This is a genomic window from Acinetobacter sp. V102_4 (assembly GCF_031799005.1).
GTDB lineage: Bacteria > Pseudomonadota > Gammaproteobacteria > Pseudomonadales > Moraxellaceae > Acinetobacter > Acinetobacter calcoaceticus.
Map to the genome: position 1 here is coordinate 204,014 of NZ_JAVQNR010000038.1, position 23,495 is coordinate 227,508.

19 protein-coding genes are annotated in these 23,495 nt (G+C 39.0%); 6 read left to right on the forward strand and 13 right to left on the reverse strand.

Going from position 1 to position 23,495, the window contains the following annotated elements; translation table 11 throughout:
* The first annotated feature begins 85 nt into the window (after nt 1–85).
* Nucleotides 86–1,102: an AI-2E family transporter gene (locus tag RMB13_RS10590; RefSeq protein WP_005038990.1), complete on the forward strand. Its 1,017-nt coding sequence runs from the start codon at nt 86–88 to the stop codon at nt 1,100–1,102.
* Between the two features lie 56 nt (nt 1,103–1,158).
* On the opposite strand, the gene rapA is transcribed toward RMB13_RS10590, so the two are convergent.
* The 6 genes from rapA to RMB13_RS10620 form a co-directional block, all read right to left on the reverse strand.
* Nucleotides 1,159–3,996 carry an RNA polymerase-associated protein RapA gene (gene rapA / locus RMB13_RS10595; protein ID WP_132068862.1) on the reverse strand — a complete coding sequence of 946 codons (2,838 nt, stop codon included), beginning with the start codon at nt 3,994–3,996 and terminating at the stop codon, nt 1,159–1,161.
* 144 nt (nt 3,997–4,140) lie between these two features.
* Nucleotides 4,141–4,779 (reverse strand): RluA family pseudouridine synthase, encoded by a 639-nt coding sequence (locus RMB13_RS10600; protein WP_111854438.1) that lies wholly within the window; start codon nt 4,777–4,779, stop codon nt 4,141–4,143.
* Nucleotides 4,780–4,911: 132 nt separating this feature from the next.
* On the reverse strand, nt 4,912–5,616 hold the full coding sequence (locus tag RMB13_RS10605; protein ID WP_311085223.1) for an acyl carrier protein: 705 nt from the start codon (nt 5,614–5,616) through the stop codon (nt 4,912–4,914).
* Between the two features lie 61 nt (nt 5,617–5,677).
* On the reverse strand, nt 5,678–6,976 hold the full coding sequence (hemL, locus tag RMB13_RS10610; protein ID WP_311085224.1) for a glutamate-1-semialdehyde 2,1-aminomutase: 1,299 nt from the start codon (nt 6,974–6,976) through the stop codon (nt 5,678–5,680).
* A 42-nt stretch (nt 6,977–7,018) separates the two neighbouring features.
* Nucleotides 7,019–7,630 carry a thiamine phosphate synthase gene (thiE, locus tag RMB13_RS10615; protein WP_311085225.1) on the reverse strand — a complete coding sequence of 204 codons (612 nt, stop codon included), beginning with the start codon at nt 7,628–7,630 and terminating at the stop codon, nt 7,019–7,021.
* A gap of 116 nt (nt 7,631–7,746) precedes the next feature.
* Nucleotides 7,747–8,130, reverse strand: a complete 384-nt coding sequence (locus tag RMB13_RS10620) for a DUF962 domain-containing protein (RefSeq protein ID WP_017390055.1) — start codon at nt 8,128–8,130, stop codon at nt 7,747–7,749.
* A 165-nt stretch (nt 8,131–8,295) separates the two neighbouring features.
* Here RMB13_RS10620 and RMB13_RS10625 point away from each other — a divergent pair, with 165 nt between their 5' ends.
* Entirely contained in the window at nt 8,296–9,759 is a 1,464-nt protein-coding gene (locus tag RMB13_RS10625) for a CHAD domain-containing protein (RefSeq protein ID WP_311085226.1), read from the forward strand.
* A 35-nt stretch (nt 9,760–9,794) separates the two neighbouring features.
* Here the strand turns inward: RMB13_RS10625 and RMB13_RS10630 are convergent, their stop codons facing one another.
* Nucleotides 9,795–10,427, reverse strand: coding sequence for a hypothetical protein (locus RMB13_RS10630; RefSeq protein ID WP_003650404.1), 633 nt, complete (start codon nt 10,425–10,427; stop codon nt 9,795–9,797).
* 103 nt (nt 10,428–10,530) lie between these two features.
* Here RMB13_RS10630 and RMB13_RS10635 point away from each other — a divergent pair, with 103 nt between their 5' ends.
* Nucleotides 10,531–10,914, forward strand: coding sequence for a DUF3144 domain-containing protein (locus RMB13_RS10635; RefSeq protein ID WP_004643612.1), 384 nt, complete (start codon nt 10,531–10,533; stop codon nt 10,912–10,914).
* A 61-nt stretch (nt 10,915–10,975) separates the two neighbouring features.
* Here the strand turns inward: RMB13_RS10635 and RMB13_RS10640 are convergent, their stop codons facing one another.
* From RMB13_RS10640 to RMB13_RS10655, 4 genes are all read right to left on the reverse strand, one after another.
* Nucleotides 10,976–13,738 (reverse strand): pitrilysin family protein, encoded by a 2,763-nt coding sequence (locus tag RMB13_RS10640; protein ID WP_311085227.1) that lies wholly within the window; start codon nt 13,736–13,738, stop codon nt 10,976–10,978.
* 122 nt (nt 13,739–13,860) lie between these two features.
* On the reverse strand, nt 13,861–14,679 hold the full coding sequence (locus RMB13_RS10645) for a PhzF family phenazine biosynthesis protein (protein WP_311085228.1): 819 nt from the start codon (nt 14,677–14,679) through the stop codon (nt 13,861–13,863).
* Between the two features lie 147 nt (nt 14,680–14,826).
* Complete coding sequence (locus tag RMB13_RS10650; RefSeq protein ID WP_004643616.1) at nt 14,827–16,218, reverse strand: L-cystine transporter; 1,392 nt, start codon at nt 16,216–16,218, stop codon at nt 14,827–14,829.
* Between the two features lie 208 nt (nt 16,219–16,426).
* A complete protein-coding gene (locus RMB13_RS10655) occupies nt 16,427–17,308 on the reverse strand; it encodes a LysR family transcriptional regulator (protein ID WP_045429716.1) in 882 nt (293 codons plus the stop codon).
* A 48-nt stretch (nt 17,309–17,356) separates the two neighbouring features.
* On the opposite strand from RMB13_RS10655, the gene RMB13_RS10660 reads away from it, so the two are divergent.
* Together RMB13_RS10660 and RMB13_RS10665 are read left to right on the forward strand one after the other, a co-directional pair.
* Nucleotides 17,357–18,583, forward strand: coding sequence for a YbfB/YjiJ family MFS transporter (locus RMB13_RS10660; protein WP_311085229.1), 1,227 nt, complete (start codon nt 17,357–17,359; stop codon nt 18,581–18,583).
* Complete coding sequence (locus RMB13_RS10665; protein ID WP_017391875.1) at nt 18,580–18,705, forward strand: hypothetical protein; 126 nt, start codon at nt 18,580–18,582, stop codon at nt 18,703–18,705. Before RMB13_RS10660 ends, RMB13_RS10665 begins: the two co-directional genes overlap by 4 nt.
* Nucleotides 18,706–18,740: 35 nt before the next feature.
* Here RMB13_RS10665 and icd read toward each other — a convergent pair whose 3' ends face one another.
* The gene (gene icd, locus RMB13_RS10670; RefSeq protein WP_311085230.1) at nt 18,741–19,997 is read right to left on the reverse strand and encodes an NADP-dependent isocitrate dehydrogenase; all 1,257 of its coding nucleotides are present in this window, start codon (nt 19,995–19,997) and stop codon (nt 18,741–18,743) included.
* 196 nt (nt 19,998–20,193) lie between these two features.
* Between icd and RMB13_RS10675 the strand changes: the two genes are divergently transcribed.
* Nucleotides 20,194–20,982 carry an rRNA large subunit pseudouridine synthase E gene (locus RMB13_RS10675; protein ID WP_311085231.1) on the forward strand — a complete coding sequence of 263 codons (789 nt, stop codon included), beginning with the start codon at nt 20,194–20,196 and terminating at the stop codon, nt 20,980–20,982.
* Between the two features lie 118 nt (nt 20,983–21,100).
* Here the strand turns inward: RMB13_RS10675 and RMB13_RS10680 are convergent, their stop codons facing one another.
* Nucleotides 21,101–23,338, reverse strand: a complete 2,238-nt coding sequence (locus RMB13_RS10680; protein ID WP_017391874.1) for an NADP-dependent isocitrate dehydrogenase — start codon at nt 23,336–23,338, stop codon at nt 21,101–21,103.
* Between the last annotated feature and the right edge of the window lie 157 nt (nt 23,339–23,495).

Here is a 23,495-nt window from a genome sequence, read left to right on the forward strand (position 1 = left end):
CGATTGAAGCGAATAGCTTGCGAGAGTATAAATAATTACCCCATTTTTTCTTTCTCCTATATTCCCAACGATCTCAGGGATCAACATGCAAAATTTGAATAATCGTCAAAGCCTGATTGCAAGCTACATTCTTATGGGCATCTTTTTGCTTTCGGTTATCCCATTACACCTATTAGCAAGTTTTTTTGCAGGCTTTCTTATTTATGAAATTATTATTAGCTTAAGCTCGGTTGTAGAACGTTATATTGATGGTCAAAGAGCCCGTATTTTTATTAGTATTTTACTAAGTATTGTCACTATTTCACTTATTGGTTTTTTCATTACGAGTCTGATTAGCTTTGTTGTATATGATTTAAAAGGCGTCGGATTACATAGTATTAATACAAAAGTTGATCAAACCCTACTGCATTTACAAGCTGAAATTAGCAAATATCTTCCGGGTTATATTCCCGATAGCGTTACAGATTTAAAAGACGAAATCTTTGCATTTATGAAGAATAACGTGACCACATTAAAAAATGCCAGTTCAGATATTTTGCATAACTTCGTGACTATGGTGATGGGCCTCATTATCGGTATTTTGGTCGCTATACATGGTTTTCACCACCGTAGGCCCCAGCCAGTTTTTAAATCTCTTCTGATTCAACGCATTCAAAAATTATCAATTTCATTTAAAAACGTTGTTTTTGCACAAATACAAATTTCAGCCATTAATACCCTGCTCTTTATTTTATTCGCTTTTATTTTGTTACCGCTTTGGGGAGTCCACCTACCTTTTGCTAAAACCCTCACTATTTTGACCTTTATGTTTGGACTGATTCCAATTTTAGGTAATCTTATTTCCAACACATTAACGTTCATTGCCGCTCTTACTGTTTCACTCGGACTAGCAGGAGCAGCATTACTTTATCTCGTTCTGGTTCATAAACTTGAATATTTTGTTAACGCTAAAATTATTGGCCATAAAATCAATGCAAATGCATGGGAGATTTTATTGGCAATGCTGGTATTTGAGTCAATTTTTGGCTTAGGCGGTTTAATCGCGGCTCCAATTTTTTATGCATATTTAAAATTAGAACTAAAAGATGCTGGTCTCATCTAATTCAAAATCGATCTATAAAAAAAGCGCCCTCTAGGCGCTTTTTTATTTAGAATTAATTATGGCTTAACCACAACTAATACTTGAATTGCTTCTGGTGTAACAGTTAAACCATCCAGCAAGCTCAAACCTTCTTTTTGCAACTTTTGTAAGCGTTCAATTTCATCTTGACGAATACTTGGGTTGAACTGTTTTAAATAGGTTAAACGGTCAATTTCATATTGCCATTTATTACCATAGTGTTCTTTTGCTTGCTGCTGAAGCTGTGGCAAATCAACTTTTGCGATATCTAACGCTTGTTTATAACGTTCCTCAATGATATCACGGCGAGCTTTAACCACCTGACGACAGCTATTGCCATCTAAATGGTGTAAATATGGTTTTAAGATAGTCGGATCAATTTTCTCAGACAAATCTTGACCATTTTCGCTTAACAGTACACGAATTAATTGCTTAGGTAAGCTCGATGGTAGATTCAACGCCTTAGGCGCCACCACATCGACTTTAAACCACACTTCAATTAATACTGAACCCTGCTTTAACGCATTAGATTTGAGTACAGCAACATTGGTACTACCAAATGATTGTGTACGGATCATTTCCATTACACTTTCAATGAATGGATGCTCTAAAGTTAAATATTGAGCATCTTCACGAAGCTGTGCTTGATCGCGATAGAACGTTGCTGTCATGCCCTCTTCGTCTAACGCCAAACCCTGTACTTGCATCTGGTCTGTTGGACGAATAATCACAGTACCGTTACTTTGCTCATCAAAGTCGATATTGGTTGATGACATGAAACGCTTCACAAACATTGGGAGCGTTGTGTTGTCATCATAATCTTCTAAGGCCTGAACAATCTCTTGCGCCACGATTGGACGACATGAGTTATATTCAAGTAAACGATCTCGGCCTGCTTGAAGTTCAGCTTCTAAAGCTTGACGTTGAACATTCACTTCTTCAAGCAAATCTTCAAATGTTTGACCTTGGTCTGCAAGCAAACAGTCTTTTAATTCAACAATAAAGTTTTCTTGCAACGTTTGTGCTGTTGGCGAAATATTGCTGAAAATATTAAGTGCTTCATTGTACCAACGGAACATACGCTCTTGAGCTGTTCCCACAAGATATGGCACATGAATCTGGATTCGGTTTTCTTGACCAATACGGTCTAGACGCCCGATACGTTGTTCTAAAACATCTGGATTAGCTGGCAGATCAAATAAAATTAGATCACTGGCAAATTGGAAATTACGGCCTTCCGAACCAATTTCCGAACACAGTAGAATTTGTGCACCATAGCTTTCTTCAGCAAAATAAGCTGCCGCTTGGTCACGTTCAAGTAAGCTCATGCCTTCATGGAACATGGCAGTACGGATGCCTGCATGCAAACGTAACACATTTTCTAAAGCTTCAACAACTGGCCCACTACGCGCAATTAAAAGCACTTTTTTATGCTTGAGATCTTTGCGCAGAACTTCCATTACCCATAACACACGTGGGTCATTTTGCATCCATGAACCATCAAGGTGTGCTTCTTCTGGCCACATTTGCTCACGCAGTTTTCCATCTTTTGACCAATCTTCTGGTGCTGGTAATGGTGCTGGCTGACAATCACGCCCTGGGAAGCCTTGAATTGCTTCACGCGTATTACGGAATAAAATACGACCCGTACCGTGACGGTCTAATAATTCGTGAATTGCTCTAAAGCGTTGGTCAGGTTGGTCTTCAATACTGTGACCTAACAAGCCCTCTAAAGCAGATAAATGCTCAGGAGCTAAAGGTTGATCAGACATCAGCACTTCAGCAATTTTTGCAGTCTGCTGGTACTGAGTTTCTTCATCTAAGAAGCGCTCTAAACTACTAAAACGCTGCGGATCAAGTAAACGTAAACGTGCGAAATGACTTTCTACACCCAACTGTTCAGGTGTTGCAGTAAGCAATAACACCCCAGCCGTATTTTCAGCGAGCTCTTCAATTAAATCGTAGCGGTCATTACCGCCTTCTTCTTCGCTCCACATCAAATGATGTGCTTCATCAACCACGAGCAAATCAAACCCAGCTTCGATGGCTTGCTCGCGCAAATCATCATGGTCAACCATTAAATCAACGCTGGCAATAATGCATTGCTCAGTCAAGAACGGGTTAAGTTCTGGGTCATGTTCTTTAATAGATGCGGTACGTGTTAAATCAAACAGAGAGAATTGCAAGTTAAAACGACGGCGCATTTCAATCATCCACTGATACTGTAGAGAATCAGGGACTAAAATAAGAATTCGTTCTGAGCGACCGGTTTTAAGCTGTTGGTGGATAATTAAGCCAGCTTCAATTGTTTTACCCAAGCCCACTTCATCGGCAAGTAAAACACGAGGTGCAAAACGTTTACCAACTTCGTGTGCGATATAAAGCTGATGCGGAATTAAACCAACTCGCGCACCAATCATACCGCGTAGAGGGCTATTCTGCATTTGTGCTTGCATAAGCATCGCTTCAATACGCAGGTCATACCACTCTTTATAGTCGACCTGACTTGCAAGCAAACGATCTAAAGGTTTCGACAACTGAATTTGCGCACCGATACGTGTTTCGTTCAACGCTTTACGATCTTGCTCGCCATTTTCTAATGTACGAACAACGTTGTAACGCAAAACGCCATGTCGGTCTTCAACAGATTCAACAATCCACTTCTTGCCTTCTTGATCTTGAACTTCATCATTTGTGTTAAAGATGATACGAGATAGTGGAGCGTTATTACGTGCATATACACGTGTTTCATCACTTTTGGGGAATAAAATGCTGACAGATCTTTCATCTACATCAATAAGTACACCTAAACCGAGTTCAGTTTCTGTGTCTGATAGCCAACGTTGACCAATAGCATACTGCTGCAATTTTTCCACCTTTCTCTCAAGTTCGCACTACATATTGTACGATGCAAATTAGCTTATTTTTGCATCTTTTTATGTAGTCTTTAAAGCAAAATTTTGAAGCAAAAACCAATTAAATGACTTTGCTACAAAAAATCACGCATTAAAATTTTTACATTAAAACGGTACAGGACAGTCAAAAGTTAATGTTTCTGCTGTGACAGGATGATTAAAACTTAACTGTTTGGCATGCAAACATAAACGCGGAACAAGTTGCTGCTCCGGTGTTGCATACAGCGTGTCGCCTACAATTGGATGCCCAAGATATTGCATGTGTACACGGAGTTGATGGGATCGACCCGTAATTGGTGTTAATTTCACACGAGTTACAGGTTGCCCCTGAATCTGAAAATGTTCTACTGCCTGCCAATGTGTTAAAGCAGGTTTGTTGTGAGAAGCGTCGACAATATGTAAAGGTGGTCGGCTTGGGTCATAAATAACAGGAATATCTACAGTTCCCTCACCCTCTAAATGACCTGCGACAAGCGCTTCATATATTTTTGAAGTTTGACGGTCTTGGAATTGACGTGCAATCGCACTTTGACCGCGCTTCGATAATCCAAATACTAAAATACCTGAAGTATCTCGGTCTAGACGATGAATGAGCAAAGTTTTAGGTTCAATCGCAACCAACCTTGTCAAAACGCTATCATGTAAATCACCCTTACCAGGAACACTCAAGATGTCCGAAGGTTTATGAATCACCATAAAATCATCATCACGATAGATCAGATGTTCACTTAGAAAATCACTCAAAGTTGTATTCCCAAGGCAAGATGAAAAACAAGCGGGCAATAATAAAAAGCTTACGTCCGAATTACAATGCCGTTCGGGTAAATTAACAGCATAATTTGCAAATATTATGGCGCACGTTGGGTCTATGGTGAGTCAATGCTTCAATAACTGCATAATATGTTGCATGGTAGGTGCTTGCATCACCTCTTCAGTGCTCAAGCTCGCACCATTCGCACGCCATAGGTCGACTAGATAATTCACAGCAGATTGATTTAATCCGTAGTTTCTTAGATCAATTTCAGGGTGAATTTCCATAGGATGTCGCCCAACCTGTTCAGCAATCGCCAATAAAATTCCTTTATCCGACAAAATATATTCAGACGGTGCACTTAAAGACCATAAGCGCATTAAGCTCTGTGTATTTAAATGTTTTATATGGTCAAAACTGATCTTTTCAACCCATTGAATATGCTGCTCTAGATTCGCCGCCAAGATCGCATCATTTACAATAGCTACATAATCGGTAATAGATAAAACAAGCTGCATGACCTGTTTAAAAAGAGGTGACAAATTGCCTGCCATCACAACTTGGGCTTTACTATTTGCTGATAGTTGCTGCCCTAACTGCAACATGGTTTGTTGAAGCAGAGATGCATCAATAAAAATGACTGGAATTTCGAGCGCCTGCGCTCTTTTACTTAGCAATTCTAAATGATCGGCTAATGGCTGCCCTGCCCAATTCGGTAAAACTTTAAGTTCATTTAGTCCAATCATGAGCAAAATACTTTGCGTAGACTCAATTGACCAATTTGAAGTATTTGCTGCTAATTGGATTTTTCGAGGTAAAGGATAAAACATTGTTCTCTACAAATAAAAAATAGCTCAAATTAAAAAGCCCGTTTTAAACGGGCCTTTTTGCTTACTTCATTTCAGCGAATGTTTCTTTTGCAGCCTGAATCGTATATTCGATATCTTCATCAGAATGAGCAGATGAAATAAAGCCTGCTTCAAATGCTGACGGTGCTAAGTTTACACCACGCTTTAACATACCATGGAAGAACTTTTTGAAAGCTTCAATATCACATGCCAACATAGAGTCGAAGCTTGTAATGTCTTCTTGATCGGTAAAATACAATCCGAACATTGCCCCAGCTTGCTGAGTTTTAAATGGAATACCCGCTTCATCAGCTGCTGCTTGTAAACCTGCAAGTAAGTTTTCAAGTTGAGCTGATAAGTTGCTGTAAAAGTCTGGTTGACGCAAATGTTTGAACATCTCAATACCAGCACGCATAGCGAGTGGATTCCCAGATAAAGTACCTGCTTGGTATACGCCACCTAAAGGTGCGATACATTCCATGATTTCGCGTTTACCGCCAAATGCACCTACTGGTAAGCCAGCACCAATAATTTTACCCAAAGTCGTTAAGTCAGGTTTTACATTATAAACTGATTGAGCACCACCTAATGCAACACGGAAACCTGTCATGACTTCATCAATAATAAAGACAGATTTATATTCATCACACACATCACGAATGGCTTGTAAGAAACCGTCAATTGGTTTCACCATATTCATATTACCTGCGACAGGTTCAATGATTACACCCGCAATTTCATGACCAAACTTAGCAAAGCACTCTTTTAATGCAGCAATATCGTTGTAAGGCAGCGTTAAAGTGTGTTTAGCAAAGTCAACCGGAACACCTTTTGAAGTCGGTTCACCTTCACCTAAAGTGAGTAAGCCCGAACCTGCTTTTACTAACAGCGAGTCAGAATGCCCATGGTAGCAACCTTCAAACTTCACAATTTTGTCACGGCCAGTATAACCACGCGCTAAACGAATAGCCGTCATGGTCGCTTCTGTACCAGAGTTCGTCATACGTACCAATTCAATTGATGGCATGATTTCACAGATAATATCTGCCAACGTTGTTTCGTGTACGGTCGGTGCACCAAAACTTAAACCATCTTCTGCGGCTGTTTGTACTGCTTTAATAATTTCTGGATGAGCATGGCCCAAAATCATTGGTCCCCACGAACCAACATAGTCAACATAGCGCTTACCATCAACATCCCACAAATATGCACCTTTCGCTTTCTCGATGAAAACAGGTGTTCCTCCAACGCCATTAAAGGCACGTACCGGAGAGTTCACACCACCTGGAATGTGTTTGCTGGCTTGTTTAAATAACTGTTCTTGCTTTGGAGATAAACTCATGGAAATGCTCGTCTTAAATATCTAAAAAATAATTTTGAAAGCTTAAGAAAATAATTGTGCCCACGCCTGTACACGGGCAGGAATTTCAGCAGTTGATCGGCCTAATATATCACTAATGACGGCACACAGGTCAGCCCCAGCCTCAATCACAGGTTTTGAGTTTTCAACAGTTAAGCCGCCAATAGCACAAATCGGTAGATCATATTGAGCTGCTGCCTGCTTAATCACTTCAATACCCACATTACCTGCTTCAGGTTTTGTAGAGGTCGCATAGACAGCACCAAATGCAATATAAGTTGCACCATCTGCAATCGCCTTTTGGGCAAGCTCTAGAGAGTTCAAGCAAGTACGACCGATAATGACATTTTGTGGTAACTGAGATTTTGCATCGGTAATTTCACCGTCACTTTGCCCTAAATGTACACCTAAACCAAACTGAGCAGCCAGTTCTAGGTCATCATTAATCACAAAAGGAACCTGATATTTTTCACATAAAAGTTTGATCTGTTCAACTTCAACAGGTTGGTTGGATTTTTCTATTTTTTTACGGCGGTACTGTAAAATTGCGACCTGTTTAGTTGCGAGCGCGACATCTAGTTTTTCTAATAATAATTGGATTGGGTCATCGTTGGTAATCAGATATAAACCGCGCATACTCTACTCTTGCTTTAAAAAACTTCGCTAGTATAACGGATTTATAGGTCATCATAAGTACCGATTGATATGGGCTTACCAGTACCAATCGGTATATTAAGAATAGAAATAAAAAATTAACTCGGAATCTTATCGTGTTTGCGATCAGTCAAACTCAAACGACCACGTGCAACATCAGACAACATTCGCCAATCAGAAATAAAGCTATAGAAAGGTTGTTTAAAACTCGCAGGTTTATTTTTTTCAAACACAAAATGTCCAACCCAAGCGTTTGCGTAACCCGCTACCAAACCATAGAGTACATATTTGGCTTGTTTTTTACGAATGGCTTTAGAAAAAAAGTATATACCAATGCTACTACCCACCACATGTAAGCGTCTGCTCATGATGTTACGGTGTTCGGTTAAGTAAAAACGATAAAATTCCTGATAATTTTTAATTGGTAATTCAAACTCTGGCTGAGCTTCATGATTAAAGTTTATGGGTGCATTCACGATCATCTTCCTGATTTTTATTTGATCAAAACGTCACCTGATTGTACACCGAAATAAAAGCTTGGCGTCATATGTTTGATTGTAACTTTCTCTATCAAAACCATTACTTTTAGTACTAAGCTATTATACTCATTCAAGATAGTTTAAATAACTGATTCAGGGAGATACATTATGGTTGAAGTTGAGCTTAAGTTTCAGTTACCTGAATCGAAGAAAAAATCTGTTCAGCAATACTTAAAAAAGCATAAAGCACAGCAGATTCAGCTACAGGCAAAATATTACGACACCCCCGATCGCTTACTCGCAAAAAATGGCATGGCACTACGTTTGCGTAAAGAAAATGATCTTTGGGTCCAAACATTTAAAGCTGCTGGTCAAAGCCATTTACACCGTGTTGAAGAAGAAGTTTTTTTAGGCAAATGTGACCAAGAACCTGATTTAAACCTTGAATTATATCAAGACAATAAAGTAGTGACTGATTTACTTAATACAGCCCTAGGCAAAGAAGCTAATAAATTAAGTTTGCAATTTGAAACGGATGTACAGCGTACTTATCATGTGTTTGAAGCAGACAATACAGCGATTGAAGTTTGCCTTGATGACGGTGTCGTAAAAACTGCAACCGCTCAAAGCATAATTTGCGAAGTTGAATTTGAACTTAAGCAAGGCGCAGTTAAAACACTTATTCAGTTTGCACAGCAATGGATTAATCGTTATACCCTTTGGCTCGATGTAAGAAGTAAAGCCGAGCGTGGTAATTTATTAGCGCTGGGGCAAGCGGCTTCACCCGCTGTTCATGCCAAAGCGCTAACATTAAATAAAGATATTAATGCTGAACAGGCCCTCAAAAAGATTATAGAAAACTGTTTAGGACAATTCTTACCGAATATGGCTGCAATTGCCGATGGCGTTGCCGAAGCTGAACATATTCATCAGGCACGTGTAAGTTTGCGCCGTTTACGTAGCGCACTTAAACATTTTTCTAGCTGGTCAAACGAGGTAAATCCTCTTTGGGAAGAACAAATTGCTGAGCTTTTCCGCCAGCTTGGAGACACTCGTGATGAAGATGCTATTCGCACCGAGGTGTTACCAATCATTAAGCAACATGGCTCACCTGAGCTTTTACTACCCGTTTCGGCACAGCCATTAAAAGAGCTCTCAATACTCTTTACATCTTCGGACACGATTAAACTATTACTCGATTTATTAGCATTTGCGTATTCAGAAGAAGATTCAAAGAACAAAACAGGTGGGTTAAAAAAATATATTAAAAAGAGTTTAGATAAGCTACATCATAAAGTGATCAGCAATGCTGAACATTTCTCTGAGCTTGAAGTCACCCAGCAGCATAAAATACGCAAGACGGCTAAGCAGTTACGCTATTGTGTTGAGTTTATTTCGAGTCTTTATTCTGACAAAAAAGTACAGCAATATTTAAAACAGCTACAACCTGTACAAAATACTTTAGGTCAATATAACGATTTGTTTATTGCTGAAGGTATTTTTAATAAAGCTGTCGAAAATGACTCGTCTTTCTGGTTTGCATTAGGCTGGGTAAAAGCCAAACAGCCTCACTTACAAAAGCGGTCCGCCAAAGCTTTACAAACTTTTAGTCAGGCTGAAACTTTCTGGTAATTTATAAAAAGTCGCTGTAAACGTGCAGCGACTTTTTATCTATACTTACCAAATACTTTCCATACACCATTATCTGCTAACGGGTCATTATAGCTATCACTACGTTGCTTTCTTGGCTTATCACGGGCATCGACTAATTTAAAATGCGGCTCAACTCCTAACACAATACCATTGGTATAAAAACGTGAACGGGTATATTCACTTTGGCCATGTTGGAATACATAGGTTCTTAAATCGATAAACTCACGATGAGCCACCAGTGCAGCAGTATCATCGCTCTGCAACCATTCTTGCATCGTAAAAATCTGGTCTGTTTCGAACTGCCCACATTTTTCAATAAGACTTGCAACACCACGGAAAGTTTTAGACTCTTTCGCACGTGTTTTATTAATCCGAATTCGGTCTACATGAAAAAAGAACAAGGGTAAATTTAAATGACTTGGCAAATGAATGGCATCTGGTAACTCATCTTCCATAAAGGGTTGAAAAAGTTCTTGTGCCCTTTCAATTAGGCCTTGCCATTGTTGGTAATAGATTTCGACTTCTTGTTGTAAACCATAATAGATTGGCAGCCCTTCCACATGTTCTAAATATTGAGGCGGGAAAATATGCTGTCGTAATAAAGCAATATCCGTTTTTAAACTTTGAATAGCAATTGCATCTTGCATATTAAACCTCCCGATACTTAGGCTATTTACAGACTAAGGCAAAGGTTTTGTTTCCGCAAGGCTTTGCCTATAATAAGCAACTCTATTTTTGCGGGAATAAGTCATGTCTCAAAAGATCAATGCAACAGATGTTACTGAAGAAGAAGCTTTAAATGCGGTTTTCTTTGAGCGTGCGGATGAATTCATTAAACAAGCCAATGATTTTTGTCGCCCGCCAAAAGGTGAAAAACCAGATCCAGCCGAGCTGCGTGGTCAAGTGAGTGCAGCAATGTTATTTGCTAGCGCCCGTTTTAACACATGGGTAGCGGCAAATAACTTTAAAGATGGCGATGAAATGCGTGATGCTAAAGATCAGGTCATGTCTTATCTTGTGCAACAATTTCAAATGATGCTTGAAGATAATTTCGATGAATATTGTGAACAGTTCGAAAATTATTTACGTTTCCGTAAAAATGAAGATTTTCACGCGCATAAACATGATCATTAAAATGATTTAAATACCCAAATAAAAAGCCACAATTGAGTGGCTTTTTATTTAAAAGAAGACTTTATTTTTTTGCTGCCTGACCATATTGATCAGCCATTACCTCAACTAAATGTTCAGGTTTAATATATTTTTTAATTGCTGCATTTACATCAGCAACAGTCAGTTTAGTCAGATTTTGATCGTGTTTTACACGGTCCATTAATGTTTTACCTGACTCAAGCTGGAGATTTAACATTCCATGAATATTACGTTCATCTTCTAATGCCGTAACGCGTTTCTTCATGATATCTGCTTTTGCAGCTTCAAGCTCTTGCTCTGTCACACCATTTTTCAACAAGTCATTCAATACTTTATGTATTGATGCAGAAACCTGCGCTGAGCGGCCCGAAGTATAATTAGCGCTAATACTTAAAGCACCTACGTTAGTATCGCGATCAAGCTGTAACCCACTTCCAAAACCATAAACCAATGCATTTTTCTCACGAAGCTCTTGGGCCAAACGTGATGAAATTTGAGACTCACCTAAAATATAGTTAAGTAAAATTAAAGCAGATGCATCTGGATGGTTTTTCCCAACTGGCAGTGAAAGCACGCTTTGATAGCTACCAAATTCGCGCTGCTCAGATAAAACATGAACTTGCTGAGCTGGAAAATCAACATGATCAATCAAGATTTTTTGATAAGGTTGTTTACCGTTCCAACGACCAAATTCCTGATTAAGTAATTTCTGCATTTTTTTCGGATCAAATCCACCCGTAATCGCAATCTGGGCGTGGTTCATAGCAAAGAAACGCTCGTACAACTCTTTCACTTGTTCTTGAGTAGCACTTTTCAATTGCTGCTTTGCCAACTCTGGTTCAAAGTGGTAACGCAAATCTCCCGGTTGATATTCTTCAAGTAAACGGGAAAGTGTTAAACCTGCTACAACATCCGGCTCAGTATACGGACGATCTAAACTAGATAAGCTCTGCGATTTAATCAAATCAAATTGAGATTGCTCAAATTTTGGATTTTTCATCACATCGAGAGCAAACTTAAAGAATTCATCAAATTTTTCTGATTTAGACTGAATATTAATGGTCATGCCATTACCATCAGCGCTCGCATAAGCGGCCCCACCCGCATCAATCGACTTATCGGCAATATCTTGCAAACTGTATTTATCAGAACCACGTAGTAATAAATATGAGGTTAAATCGACTACTGTACCTTTGTTAAATAAAGATTTCTCTGTTCCGAAGTCCATCGTAATTGTGGCATAAGTACGATCATCGCGTGTTTCAACTGGGAATAAAGCATACTTCATTCCATTTTTCAGCTTTCCACGAATAATCTTTTTCTCATTGCTTTCAACATATTGCTTAGAAGTTTTTAAAAACTCAGCGACTTCTTGTTGATACGCCTTCGGATCTTTTAAAGGCTCAGCCTTTGCTTCCACCTGATCTAAGGTTTTAGGCGCATCTTTTGAGTTTTGTTGTTGAGCTTTCTTCTGGTCTTCAGGTGTTGGCAAAATATCACCGTCAATACGATGCTCAGCAACAAGGAACTGTTTTAAAGTTTGATTTACTTCATCTAGCTTAACGTTTTTTACCGAATCTAAATCTTTAAAATACTGATCCCATTGCCCACCAGCGACCGTGTAATCACTCAAACGTGAACCAAGTGCTACCGCATCTTTAGTGATTAAGTCGCCTTGAGTTTTCATTAAACTCTTAACACGATTTAATTCCACTTCAGTAAAAGGCTTTCCTTTTTCAATACCCGCTAGCAAAGAGCTTTCAACTTTTTTAGGGTCATTACTTGGTGCATAAATAGCGCCTAGAAATACCACATTAAAATCTTGGTCTAACCACGTACTCGCATCAACATTTGTGGTAATGCCTGTTTCAACCATGTTCTGATATAAATGACCACTTGGTTGCATGGTATATAACAAAGGAGCTAACGCTAGTGTCGGCTGAATTTTGGTGTTTTTTCCATTCATATAAATATGGAACTTCGCCAGATCACTGCCCTTTTTCACCACGAACTGACGATTTTTTATTTTTGTAGAGTCGAGTACAGGAATCTGTACAGCCTTCGGAACTTCTCGTGCCGCGATTGGACTAAAATATTGATCAATTGTTTTTAAGACATCTGTTTTATCGAATTTACCCGAAACAACCATGACTGCATTATTCGGTGCATACCAGCTACGATAAAAACGGTCTAGTTCCGGCATTTTAATAGATTTAAGCTCAGGCAAATCACCAATCGGTAAACGACCTAAATATTGATTGCCATAAGCTGATTTCCACATTTGGTCCATTAAAACAGCAAAAGGCTGATCCATACGAACTTCACGTTCGCGTTTTACGATTTCAATTTCAGAAGGAACAAATTTTTCTTGTAGAACCAATTTATCCATACGCTCAGATTCAAGGTACAACACTTCATTGAGTGCAGTTTTTTCTGGACGAACAATATTGGTATATTTGGTTGAATAATAATCCGTACTCGCATTCGTCATCAATGTATATTGATCTAAACGACGCTGGAATTCTTCCCCTTTAACATTCTTTGTCCCCTTAAAAGCCAAGTGTTCAAGCAAGTGAGCTAAGCCACTTTTGCCTTGCGGATCATTTAATGAACCTGTTAAATAAATGGTATTAATAAAGATTTTATTTTCTTTGTCATTCGGTGCAAGTACAATCCGAAAACCATTATCTAATTTATATTCCTCAATATTTTGCTTGCTTTTTACTAGTGTGGTTTGTGCCCAAGACGCAGCACTTAAACTAAGAATACATAGGGAGAGAGTCAGTTGTTTAAACTGCATAAACATATAAATACCAATTAATTTGAATAATAAAAAATCAATAGTTGTGGGACTATAGTAGGAAATTTAAGCTGACTTTCATAGTAAAGTTTTGAAAAAAAAGCCGTTTATTTAAACGGCCTTATATTTTAAAGAAAAATTTCAGCTTGCATATAAAGTTTCCCATATCCTGAAATTTCAATACGTTCTTTAGACAGAATATTGCAATATAAAATACCTCCACGACTAGAAGCCTGATAAGCCACAATATTATTTTTCCCAAGCTTTTCTGCCCATAACGGTGCTATAGCAGTATGAATTGAACCTGTTACGGGGTCTTCATCAATACCCGCGACAGGTGCAAAATAGCGAGAGACACAATCATATTGCTGTTCGGCTTTTGATGTTATTGCAACATCCACATCATTTGCTGTAACAGCAGTACGTAACTTACCTAATTTTTTTAGCAAATTCATGTCGGGCTGTTCATCTAATACATCTTGAACTGACTCATATTCAATGACATAGGCATAAGGATTTTGATAAACCGCTTTAAAAGGTTTGCTTAAAGCTTGACGTAAAATAGCCGGATAATCTTCAACTTGATGAGCTTTACAAATTGGAAAATTCATTCTAATTTTGCCGTCTTCATCTTGATGAACCACAAAAAGCCCTAAGTTTCGGACATGAAAATTAATCGTCTTTTTCTTAGTAAAATCTTTAAATATTACAAAAGCACTGGCAAGGGTGGCATGCCCACAAAAATCAGCTTCAACTGTTGGAGTAAACCAACGGATTTCATAATTTTCAGAGTCTATGATTTTGACAAAAGCAGTTTCAGACAAGTTATTTTCAAATGCTATCTTCTGCATTAAATCTGCATCTAGCCATTCTTTTTCAACAACCACAGCGGCGGGATTTCCACGAAATAACTCTTTTGTAAAAGCATCGACTTGATACATTTTCATGATATTCAACTCTTTTAAATTAATTCATTGTCTTCAATTTTTTTAAATATAAACAGACACAGATTTTTAAAAATTAGCATTACAGCAATCATTCACACATAAAAAAACGACCCAATCCAATGAGATTGAGCCGTCTCTTACAGTTTATTAATGATGTGTTAGTTCAATTTCATCTTCACTGTTTAATATTTCTTTATCTGTCTGGCCCATAAATTGACTGGTAACAACACCCGCAGTCATTGAACCATTTACGTTTAACGCAGTACGTCCCATATCAATTAATGGTTCAATTGAAATAAGAAGTGCAACCAAGGTTACAGGTAAGCCCATTGCAGGAAGTACGATCAGTGCAGCAAAAGTCGCACCGCCACCTACTCCAGCCACACCAATTGAACTTAAAGTCACAATACCGACTAACGATGCAATCCACATTGGGTCTAGCGTGTTAATTCCCATCGTTGGTGCAACCATTACCGCTAGCATTGCTGGATATAAACCAGCACAACCATTTTGGCCAATTGTCGCACCAAATGAAGCAGAGAAACTTGCAATAGATTCAGGAATACCTAAACGACGAGTTTGTGCTTCAATGCTCAGTGGAATGCTTGCAGCGCTTGAACGGCTGGTAAATGCAAACGTTAAAACTGGAGCAACTTTCTTAAAGAATTTAAGTGGAGAAACACCTGTAAGCGTCAAAATAATGGCATGTACGACAAACATAATCGCCAAGCCTAAATAAGACGCCACCAAGAAACCGCCTAAGTTTAAGATATCTGCTACGTTAGAACTTGCCACAACTTTGGTCATGAGTGCAAAAACACCATAAGGTGTAAGCGTCATCACTAAACGAACAAGCTTCATTACCCAAGACTGTAAAGTCTGGATTGCAGTTAAAATACGCTGACCTTTTTCTTCATCATCTTTCATTAGGTTGAGTGCTGCTATACCTAAGAACACGGCAAAGATAACCACACTAATAATTGAAGTTGGGTTGGCACCAGTTAATTCAGCAAATGGATTACTTGGAATAAAGGAAAGAATAAATTGCGGCACACTTAAATCGGTAACTTTGCCTACATAATCTGTATTAATGGCAGTTAAGCGTGCAGTTTCAGCAGCACCTTGCACCAAGCCTTTTGCCGTTAAGCCAAACAGGTTAGTAACAAATACCCCTACGAGCGCAGCAATCAGTGTTGTAAATAGTAAAGTACCAATCGTGTAAAAACTGATTTTGCCTAAAGACGATGCTTGGTGTAATTTTGCAACCGCTCCCAAAATAGACACAAATACCAAAGGCATAACAACCATTTGTAAAAGTTTTACATAGCCATTTCCAACGATATTAAACCAGCTAATAGATTCAGCAAGAATCGGATGGCCACCGCCATAAATCAAATGTAGTCCTAAGCCAAACACCACACCTAGAATTAAGCCAGCCAGAACTTTTTTTGATAAGCTCCAGTCCGTTTTACGTGTTTGGGCGAGTAAAAATATTAACCCGACAAAAACCACAATATTGATGATTAAGGGTATATTCATTCCCAAACTCCAAATTATTGCTTGTGTCATCTTTCAAGGGGGCATATTTGACCATAGCCGGCGTATATAAACTACCCTTTTCAACAATTTTATAGCATCAAGATGATTACAAACCTGCGTGAGAATATAAAATGACTTTTAAATACATATATATCACTTTTAATTTATAAATTACGTAAGATATTTATGTATAAAAATCAGCCTCTACCTAAGCAACCTTTAATTCAAATTGTTGCTCAATAAAATAAATAAATTGCTTTAAATTTGTTCCCCATGTTTCGGGTAACTGGGCAACTAAATATGTAGTGAAAAAAGCAGACTCCGTATTTAGTCCAAAACAATTGACGGACACTTTATCCGCAACTTTTGCCAGATAAGACTTAGGTAATAAAGCAAAACCAACACCCAATTCTACACAACTCACAATACCGTCCAGACTTCCCATTTCCATAATTTGCGAAGGTGGAATACTAAAGTCATTCAAGAAAAGCTCTATTGCATGTCGATATGAACAACCTTGCCGAAATGCTATAAATCTTGTTTTTGCAAGGGTTGCCATGTCTGGAAAGCTCTCTTGTTGCTTAGGGCAAACCAGAACCAGCTCTTCATGCCACACTGGAAAACTATATAACTCAGGAATGGAATGTTTAGATGCTACAAAAGCACAGTCTAATTCCCCCTGATGTACAGCATTTAATAAATAACGTGTCGGATGAGTTTGGAGCTCAATGGGTAAAGTAGGATATTGCTGCATACATTGATTGAGTAACTGTGGCAAACGTATCGCAGCAGTGGTCTCCATACTTCCAAGCCGGATTGATTCAGCAGGATCAATTCCCCCTTCTTGAAAGATTTTTTTAGCTTTATGGTGTAGTGCAAGCATTTGAACAGCATAACTATGTAGCTGTTGTCCTGCATTGGTTAGCGTCACTGGGTTATGGCGATTTAATAAAATCACACCCAACTCTTCTTCAAGTTTTTTTATATGGCTCGTGATATTCGATTGAACGGTATACATTTTTTGTGCAGCCAACGAAAAACTTCCACTCTCTGCGACCGCCAAGAAAAACTCTAGTGACTTTAATAACATTACACTATCTCAAAATAAGATAACCATCATCTTATTAAATCATTTTTAATGATCACAAAACTAGCTTTTAATAATAAAAAAATTGAGAGTCTTCTCATGTCTACGTTTTATCGAATGAGCTTACTTGTCTTTTTGGCAACTTGTTTGGGTATTGGAGTGTTTAGATTTTCCTATACTGCGCTCATGCCCATCATGATTGAGCAATATCACTGGACCCATGATTTTGCCAGCTTCTTAGGGAGTGCAAATTTATTGGGATATCTCATTGGTGCCTTATTGGCGTTATTGAGTATTAAAGAAAAGTACATCCCATCCATGATCGTACTCTCAACTATTGCCGGTAGCCTCAGCCTCCTATGCTGCTCATTCATGGATATGCCTCTGGCATGGTTCATTTTCTGGCGTACGGTTTCTGGTATTGCTGGCGGCTTACTTATGATTTTAGCCCCGAGCTTTGCCATGAAATACATTCCCACCACGCAAAGATTAAAAGTTAATTTCTTAGGATTTAGCGGGATTGGCCTGGGTGTGTTATCTGCCACCATTATTATTCCTGTACTTAAAAATATACCTGTGCATTATGTTTGGGATATTTTTGCGGGCATCTCCATATTAGGAAGCGTACTGCTTTATCAATTATTAAGTCGTAATACGGCTCAGGTGATTAAACCGCATTCTACAAAACTGCAAGCCTCACAAAAATCACGTTTAGGTCTTGTCATTATTATTGCCTACATGTGCAGTGCCTTTGCTTATATTCCCCACTCTTTATTCTGGATGGATTATTTATCTGGAACTTTGCATTTTCCATTACAGCAAAGAAATTTATTTTGGGTTCTCTATGGTGCAGGAAGCTGCATTGGTGCATTTGTCGCTTATTGCTTAAGCAGAATAATGGGATATTTACACACCATTAAATGGTTATATGCCATTTACTGTCTAGCTGTTGCTTTACCTTTCTTTTCCCAGACCACTTCTTTACTCGCTTTATCTTCCCTTCTTACAGGATTACTTACTCCCGCAACGGTGTTTATTAGCTCTTATAGCCTATTACAGATTTATGAACAGCGTTATCAAAAGCTATGGAGTCTGGCCACGATTGGGTTTGCTAGCACTCAGCTTTTAGGTGGTGTCGTCATTAGTACTTTGCATCATTTGCATTGGTCTTATGCACATCTCTTTCTTCTGGGTGGAATCGTTCTACTCTTTGCAGTTTGCCTTTTACTTCGTGTACGTCCTACTTACATCTCAACTCTCGGAGAAACCGAATCATGAAATCTCTGTTCTTCCCCCTATTTTTAATTGCCTTTGTTCTGATTATTCAGGCCCTAGATCAGAGTTATCAAAAGAAAGTCGGCATCACCAAGACCACAAAACACCCTGAATTTTTGCAATAAAAAAAGCCCTCAACCGAGGGCTTTCTTATAGAAGATTACTCTCCCATGTGCTTAATAATCGCATCACCAAATTCAGAACAACGTAACAAGGTTGCACCCGGCATTAAACGCTCAAAATCGTAAGTTACGGTTTTAGCGGCAATCGCTCCTGAAATCCCTTTAATGATCAGATCAGCAGCTTCTGTCCAGCCCATATCACGTAGCATCATTTCCGCAGACAAAATAATAGAACCTGGGTTTACTTTATCTTGACCAGCATATTTAGGCGCAGTGCCGTGAGTTGCTTCATAAACTGCAATTGCACCACCAATATTTGCACCCGGTGCAATACCAATGCCGCCTACTTCTGCTGCGAGCGCATCGGAAATATAGTCACCATTTAAATTAAGCGTTGCAATAACAGAGTAATCAGCTGGGCGCATTAAAATTTGTTGTAAGAAAGCATCTGCAATCACATCTTTAATGATGATGTCTTTACCAGTTCTTGGGTTTTTAATTTTAACCCATGGGCCGCCATCAATCAGTTCTCCACCAAAACGATCTAGAGCCTGCTCATAGCCCCACTCTTTGAAAGCCCCTTCGGTGTATTTCATGATATTACCCTTGTGAACAAGCGTCACCGAAGGTTTATCATTTTCGATTGCAAACTGAATGGCTTTGCGTACTAAACGCTGTGAACCTTCTTTCGATACAGGTTTAATTCCAATACCACAGCCTTCTGGGAAACGGATTTTTGTCACACCCATTTCTTCTTGAAGGAATCTAATGACTTTCTTAGCCTCTTCTGAATCAGCTTTCCATTCAATCCCTGCATAGATATCTTCCGAATTTTCACGGAAAATGACCATGTCTGTTAATTCAGGATGTTGAACTGGTGAAGGTACGCCTTCAAACCAACGCACTGGACGTACGCAAACATATAAATCTAATTCTTGGCGTAAGGCGACGTTGAGTGAACGAATACCGCCACCCACTGGTGTCGTTAAAGGACCTTTGATTGAGACAACGAACTCACGAAGTGCTTCAAAAGTTTCTTCCGGCATATAGCTGCCATAAATTTTATTGGCTTTTTCACCGCAATACACTTCCATCCATTCGATTGAGCGCTTGCCACCATAAGCTTTTAAAATAGCAGCATCTACGACTGCTTTCATGGTTGGTGTAATATCCACACCAATACCATCACCCTCAATGAAAGGAATAATTGGATGATTTGGTACATTCAGTGACAGGTCTGCATTTACTTTAATTTTGTCGCCATCTGCAGGAACCACGATCTTCTGATAACCCATTATGTGAATTCTCCCTTTTATAATACTTAATTAACTAAAAATAATTATCGATACACAATACTTTCAACTCTTCTTAACGCATAATAGCTTAATTGAAATTAATCATTTTTGGGATTTATATGAGAAATAATAAGATTTCTCACTTAAATAAACCTCAATGTTTTCTCTAGTTATTTGAAAGAAGAAGTCATTTTTTATGAAAATTGTCATTCTCAACAAACCATATGACGTTCTCTCCCAGTTTCGTAAAGACGAAGCGCATATGACCGTCTCTGACTTTGTTGATGACCCGACTTTGCGTTTGGCAGGCCGTCTTGATATGGACTCTGAGGGTTTAGTTTTTTTAACTGATCATGGTGGTTTGAATCAGTTCATTACTAACCCTGCAAATAAAAAATACAAAACGTATTTAGTTCAAGTTGATGGCGATGTAACTGAAGAAGCGCTTGAGCAGCTTCGTAAAGGTGTAGAACTTAATGATGGTATGACGCTTCCTGCTACAGCCATTAAAGTAAATGAACCTGAATGGTTATGGGAACGTAACCCGCCTGTACGTTTTCGTGCAAATATTCCAACATCTTGGATCGAAATTTCAATTTGCGAAGGCCGTAACCGTCAAGTTCGTCGTATGACTTCTGCGGTAGGTTTTCCAACTTTACGTTTAATTCGTACTAAAATTGGTTCAATTGATTTAGTTCAACTCGGTTTAAAACCTGGTGATGTTAAAGAAATTGAGCCTCTGCTTTACCCTGACTTTAAAGATGTTCCAGCTGAAGAACCTTATCGTTCACGTTCATACGTGAAAAAACCAGGTGGTACTGGCGGTAAACCAATGGTTCGTAAGAATAAAGACGGTTCTACGAAAAAGTCTGGTACGAAACGTATTTGGCAAATGGATGAAGGTGAAAAACCTCGTCGTAAAACCAATGGTACAACTCGTCCAAATGCTAAAGCACCACGTGGTCGTGGCCGCAATAGTCGATAATATTTAAACTTTTAAAAGCTCACATCAGTGGGCTTTTTTAATGCCCTTTATTTTTCTAAAAATAAAAAAACCGGTGCATATGCACCGGCCTTTAAGCTATTTACTAACGAGTTAGTAATTAAGCCTCAACAGTTGCAAGAGCTGCATTAAATGTAGCACTTGGACGCATTACAGCATCTACTTTTGCTTTATCAATTGCATAGTAACCACCGATGTCAGCTGGTTTACCTTGCACTTGAGCAAGTTCAGCAACAATCTTCGGTTCTTCTTCAGCTAAAGTTTTTGCAAGAGGAGCAAATTTAGCTTTCAACTCAGCATCTTCGTCCTGTGCAGCAAGCGCTTGAGCCCAGTAAAGTGATAAATAGAAATGGCTACCACGGTTGTCAATCTCACCCGTACGGCGTGATGGTGACTTACCATTGTCAAGTAACTTGTCAGTCGCTTCATCAAGAGTCTTCGCAAGTAACTTAGCACGAGCATTATTTTCTTTAATACCCATCTCTTCTAAAGAAGCTGCTAAAGCAAGGAACTCACCAAGCGAATCCCAACGCAAGTGGTTTTCTTCAACAAGTTGCTGTACGTGTTTTGGCGCTGAACCACCCGCACCAGTTTCGTACATACCACCACCCGCCATAAGCGGAACGATAGACAACATTTTCGCAGAAGTACCAAGTTCCATAATTGGGAACAAGTCTGTTAAGTAGTCACGTAAGATGTTACCAGTCACAGAAATAGTATCTAGACCACGTACTACACGCTCAAGTGTGTAACGCATTGCACGAACTTGAGACATGATCTCAATATCCAAGCCATTCGTGTCATGATCTTTTAAATACTTTTGTACTTTCTTGATCAATTCATTTTCGTGTGGACGGTATGGGTCAAGCCAGAAGATCGCAGGCATGCCAGAGTTACGTGCACGAGTTACTGCAAGTTTTACCCAGTCACGAATCGGAGCATCTTTAACCTGACACATACGCCAGATATCGCCTTCTTCAACATTTTGAGTCAATAACACTTCACCAGTGTCAAGATCGGTAATGTTTGCAATACCAGCTTCTGAAATTTCAAAAGTCTTGTCGTGAGAACCGTATTCTTCAGCTTTTTGAGCCATCAAACCAACGTTCGGTACAGTACCCATAGTCTTCGGATCGAAGTTACCATGCCACTTACAGAAGTTGATCATTTCTTGGTAAATACGAGCAAATGTTGATTCAGGCATAACAGCTTTAGCATCATATTGCTTACCATCAGCACCCCACATTTTACCACCAGCACGAATCATTGCAGGCATAGAAGCATCAACGATGATGTCGTTTGGTGAGTGGAAGTTTGTGATGCCTTTTGCTGAGTCTACCATTGCAAGTGCAGGACGATGTTCTTGACAAGCATGTAAATCTTCAATGATTTCTTCACGTAATGACGTTGGAAGAGTTTCGATTTTCTCGTATAACCCAGCCATACCGTTATTGACGTTAATACCTAATTCGTCAAATAACTTGCCGTGTTTTTCGAAAGCTTCTTTGTAATAGATTTTCACACAGTGACCAAAAACGATCGGGTGTGAAACTTTCATCATTGTCGCTTTTACGTGTAAAGAGAATAAAATACCCGCTTCTTTACAATCATCAAGTTCTTTTTCATAGAAATCACAAAGTGCTTTCTTGCTCATGAACATTGAATCAATGATTTCGCCGTCTTGTAGCGCAACTTTTGGCTTAAGAACAATGCTTTTACCACTGTTCGTGATAAGTTCCATTTTCACATTACGTGCGCGATCAAGTGTCATTGATTTTTCACCATGGTAGAAGTCACCTTCTTCCATATGTGAAACATGAGTTTGTGACCACTGTTTCCACTCGCTCATTGAATGAGGGTGTTTTTTTGCGTAATTTTTAACTGCTGCTGGAGCACGACGGTCAGAGTTACCTTCACGAAGGACAGGGTTTACTGCTGAACCAAGACACTTGCCATAACGAGCTTTGATTGATTTTTCTTCTTCGGTTGCAGGATTTTCCGGATAATCAGGAATTGCATAACCTTTTGATTGAAGCTCTTTGATACATGCAGTTAATTGCGCAACAGACGCACTGATATTCGGGAGTTTGATAATGTTAGTATCTGGATCTTGTGTAAGACGACCTAGCTCTGCAAGGTTGTCGGATACCTTTTGCTCTTCACTTAGGTATTCAGCGAATTCTGCGAGCACACGTGCAGCTACAGAGATGTCACTTTTAATAATCTCGATGCCAGCTGGCTTAGTAAAGGTCTCAATGATCGGCAGTAGCGAATAGGTCGCCAATAGTGGCGCCTCGTCAGTCAGTGTGTAAATAATAGTTGACTTTTCACCAGCCATATATAGCCCCTTCCATTTGATTGAGTGTTGAGGACCGAGCTTTTGGCCCAGTGCCTACGAACCGATATGCTTAAATAAAACCCTGAGAGTATCGGCTCTCATTGCCTTCCAGTCAACGAAATATACAGTGATAACGACATTTCGTAGCGAAATAATA

Coding starts and splice junctions, on each gene's coding strand:
- RMB13_RS10590 (WP_005038990.1), top strand. CDS start 86: ATGCAAAATTTGAATAATCGTCAAAGCCTGATTGCAAGCTACATTCTT.
- RMB13_RS10605 (WP_311085223.1), bottom strand. CDS start 5,616: ATGTTTTATCCTTTACCTCGAAAAATCCAATTAGCAGCAAATACTTCA.
- hemL (WP_311085224.1), bottom strand. CDS start 6,976: ATGAGTTTATCTCCAAAGCAAGAACAGTTATTTAAACAAGCCAGCAAA.
- thiE (WP_311085225.1), bottom strand. CDS start 7,630: ATGCGCGGTTTATATCTGATTACCAACGATGACCCAATCCAATTATTA.
- RMB13_RS10620 (WP_017390055.1), bottom strand. CDS start 8,130: ATGATCGTGAATGCACCCATAAACTTTAATCATGAAGCTCAGCCAGAG.
- RMB13_RS10625 (WP_311085226.1), top strand. CDS start 8,296: ATGGTTGAAGTTGAGCTTAAGTTTCAGTTACCTGAATCGAAGAAAAAA.
- RMB13_RS10630 (WP_003650404.1), bottom strand. CDS start 10,427: ATGCAAGATGCAATTGCTATTCAAAGTTTAAAAACGGATATTGCTTTA.
- RMB13_RS10635 (WP_004643612.1), top strand. CDS start 10,531: ATGTCTCAAAAGATCAATGCAACAGATGTTACTGAAGAAGAAGCTTTA.
- RMB13_RS10640 (WP_311085227.1), bottom strand. CDS start 13,738: ATGTTTATGCAGTTTAAACAACTGACTCTCTCCCTATGTATTCTTAGT.
- RMB13_RS10645 (WP_311085228.1), bottom strand. CDS start 14,679: ATGAAAATGTATCAAGTCGATGCTTTTACAAAAGAGTTATTTCGTGGA.
- RMB13_RS10650 (WP_004643616.1), bottom strand. CDS start 16,218: ATGAATATACCCTTAATCATCAATATTGTGGTTTTTGTCGGGTTAATA.
- RMB13_RS10655 (WP_045429716.1), bottom strand. CDS start 17,308: ATGTTATTAAAGTCACTAGAGTTTTTCTTGGCGGTCGCAGAGAGTGGA.
- RMB13_RS10660 (WP_311085229.1), top strand. CDS start 17,357: ATGATCACAAAACTAGCTTTTAATAATAAAAAAATTGAGAGTCTTCTC.
- RMB13_RS10665 (WP_017391875.1), top strand. CDS start 18,580: ATGAAATCTCTGTTCTTCCCCCTATTTTTAATTGCCTTTGTTCTGATT.
- icd (WP_311085230.1), bottom strand. CDS start 19,997: ATGGGTTATCAGAAGATCGTGGTTCCTGCAGATGGCGACAAAATTAAA.
- RMB13_RS10675 (WP_311085231.1), top strand. CDS start 20,194: ATGAAAATTGTCATTCTCAACAAACCATATGACGTTCTCTCCCAGTTT.
- RMB13_RS10680 (WP_017391874.1), bottom strand. CDS start 23,338: ATGGCTGGTGAAAAGTCAACTATTATTTACACACTGACTGACGAGGCG.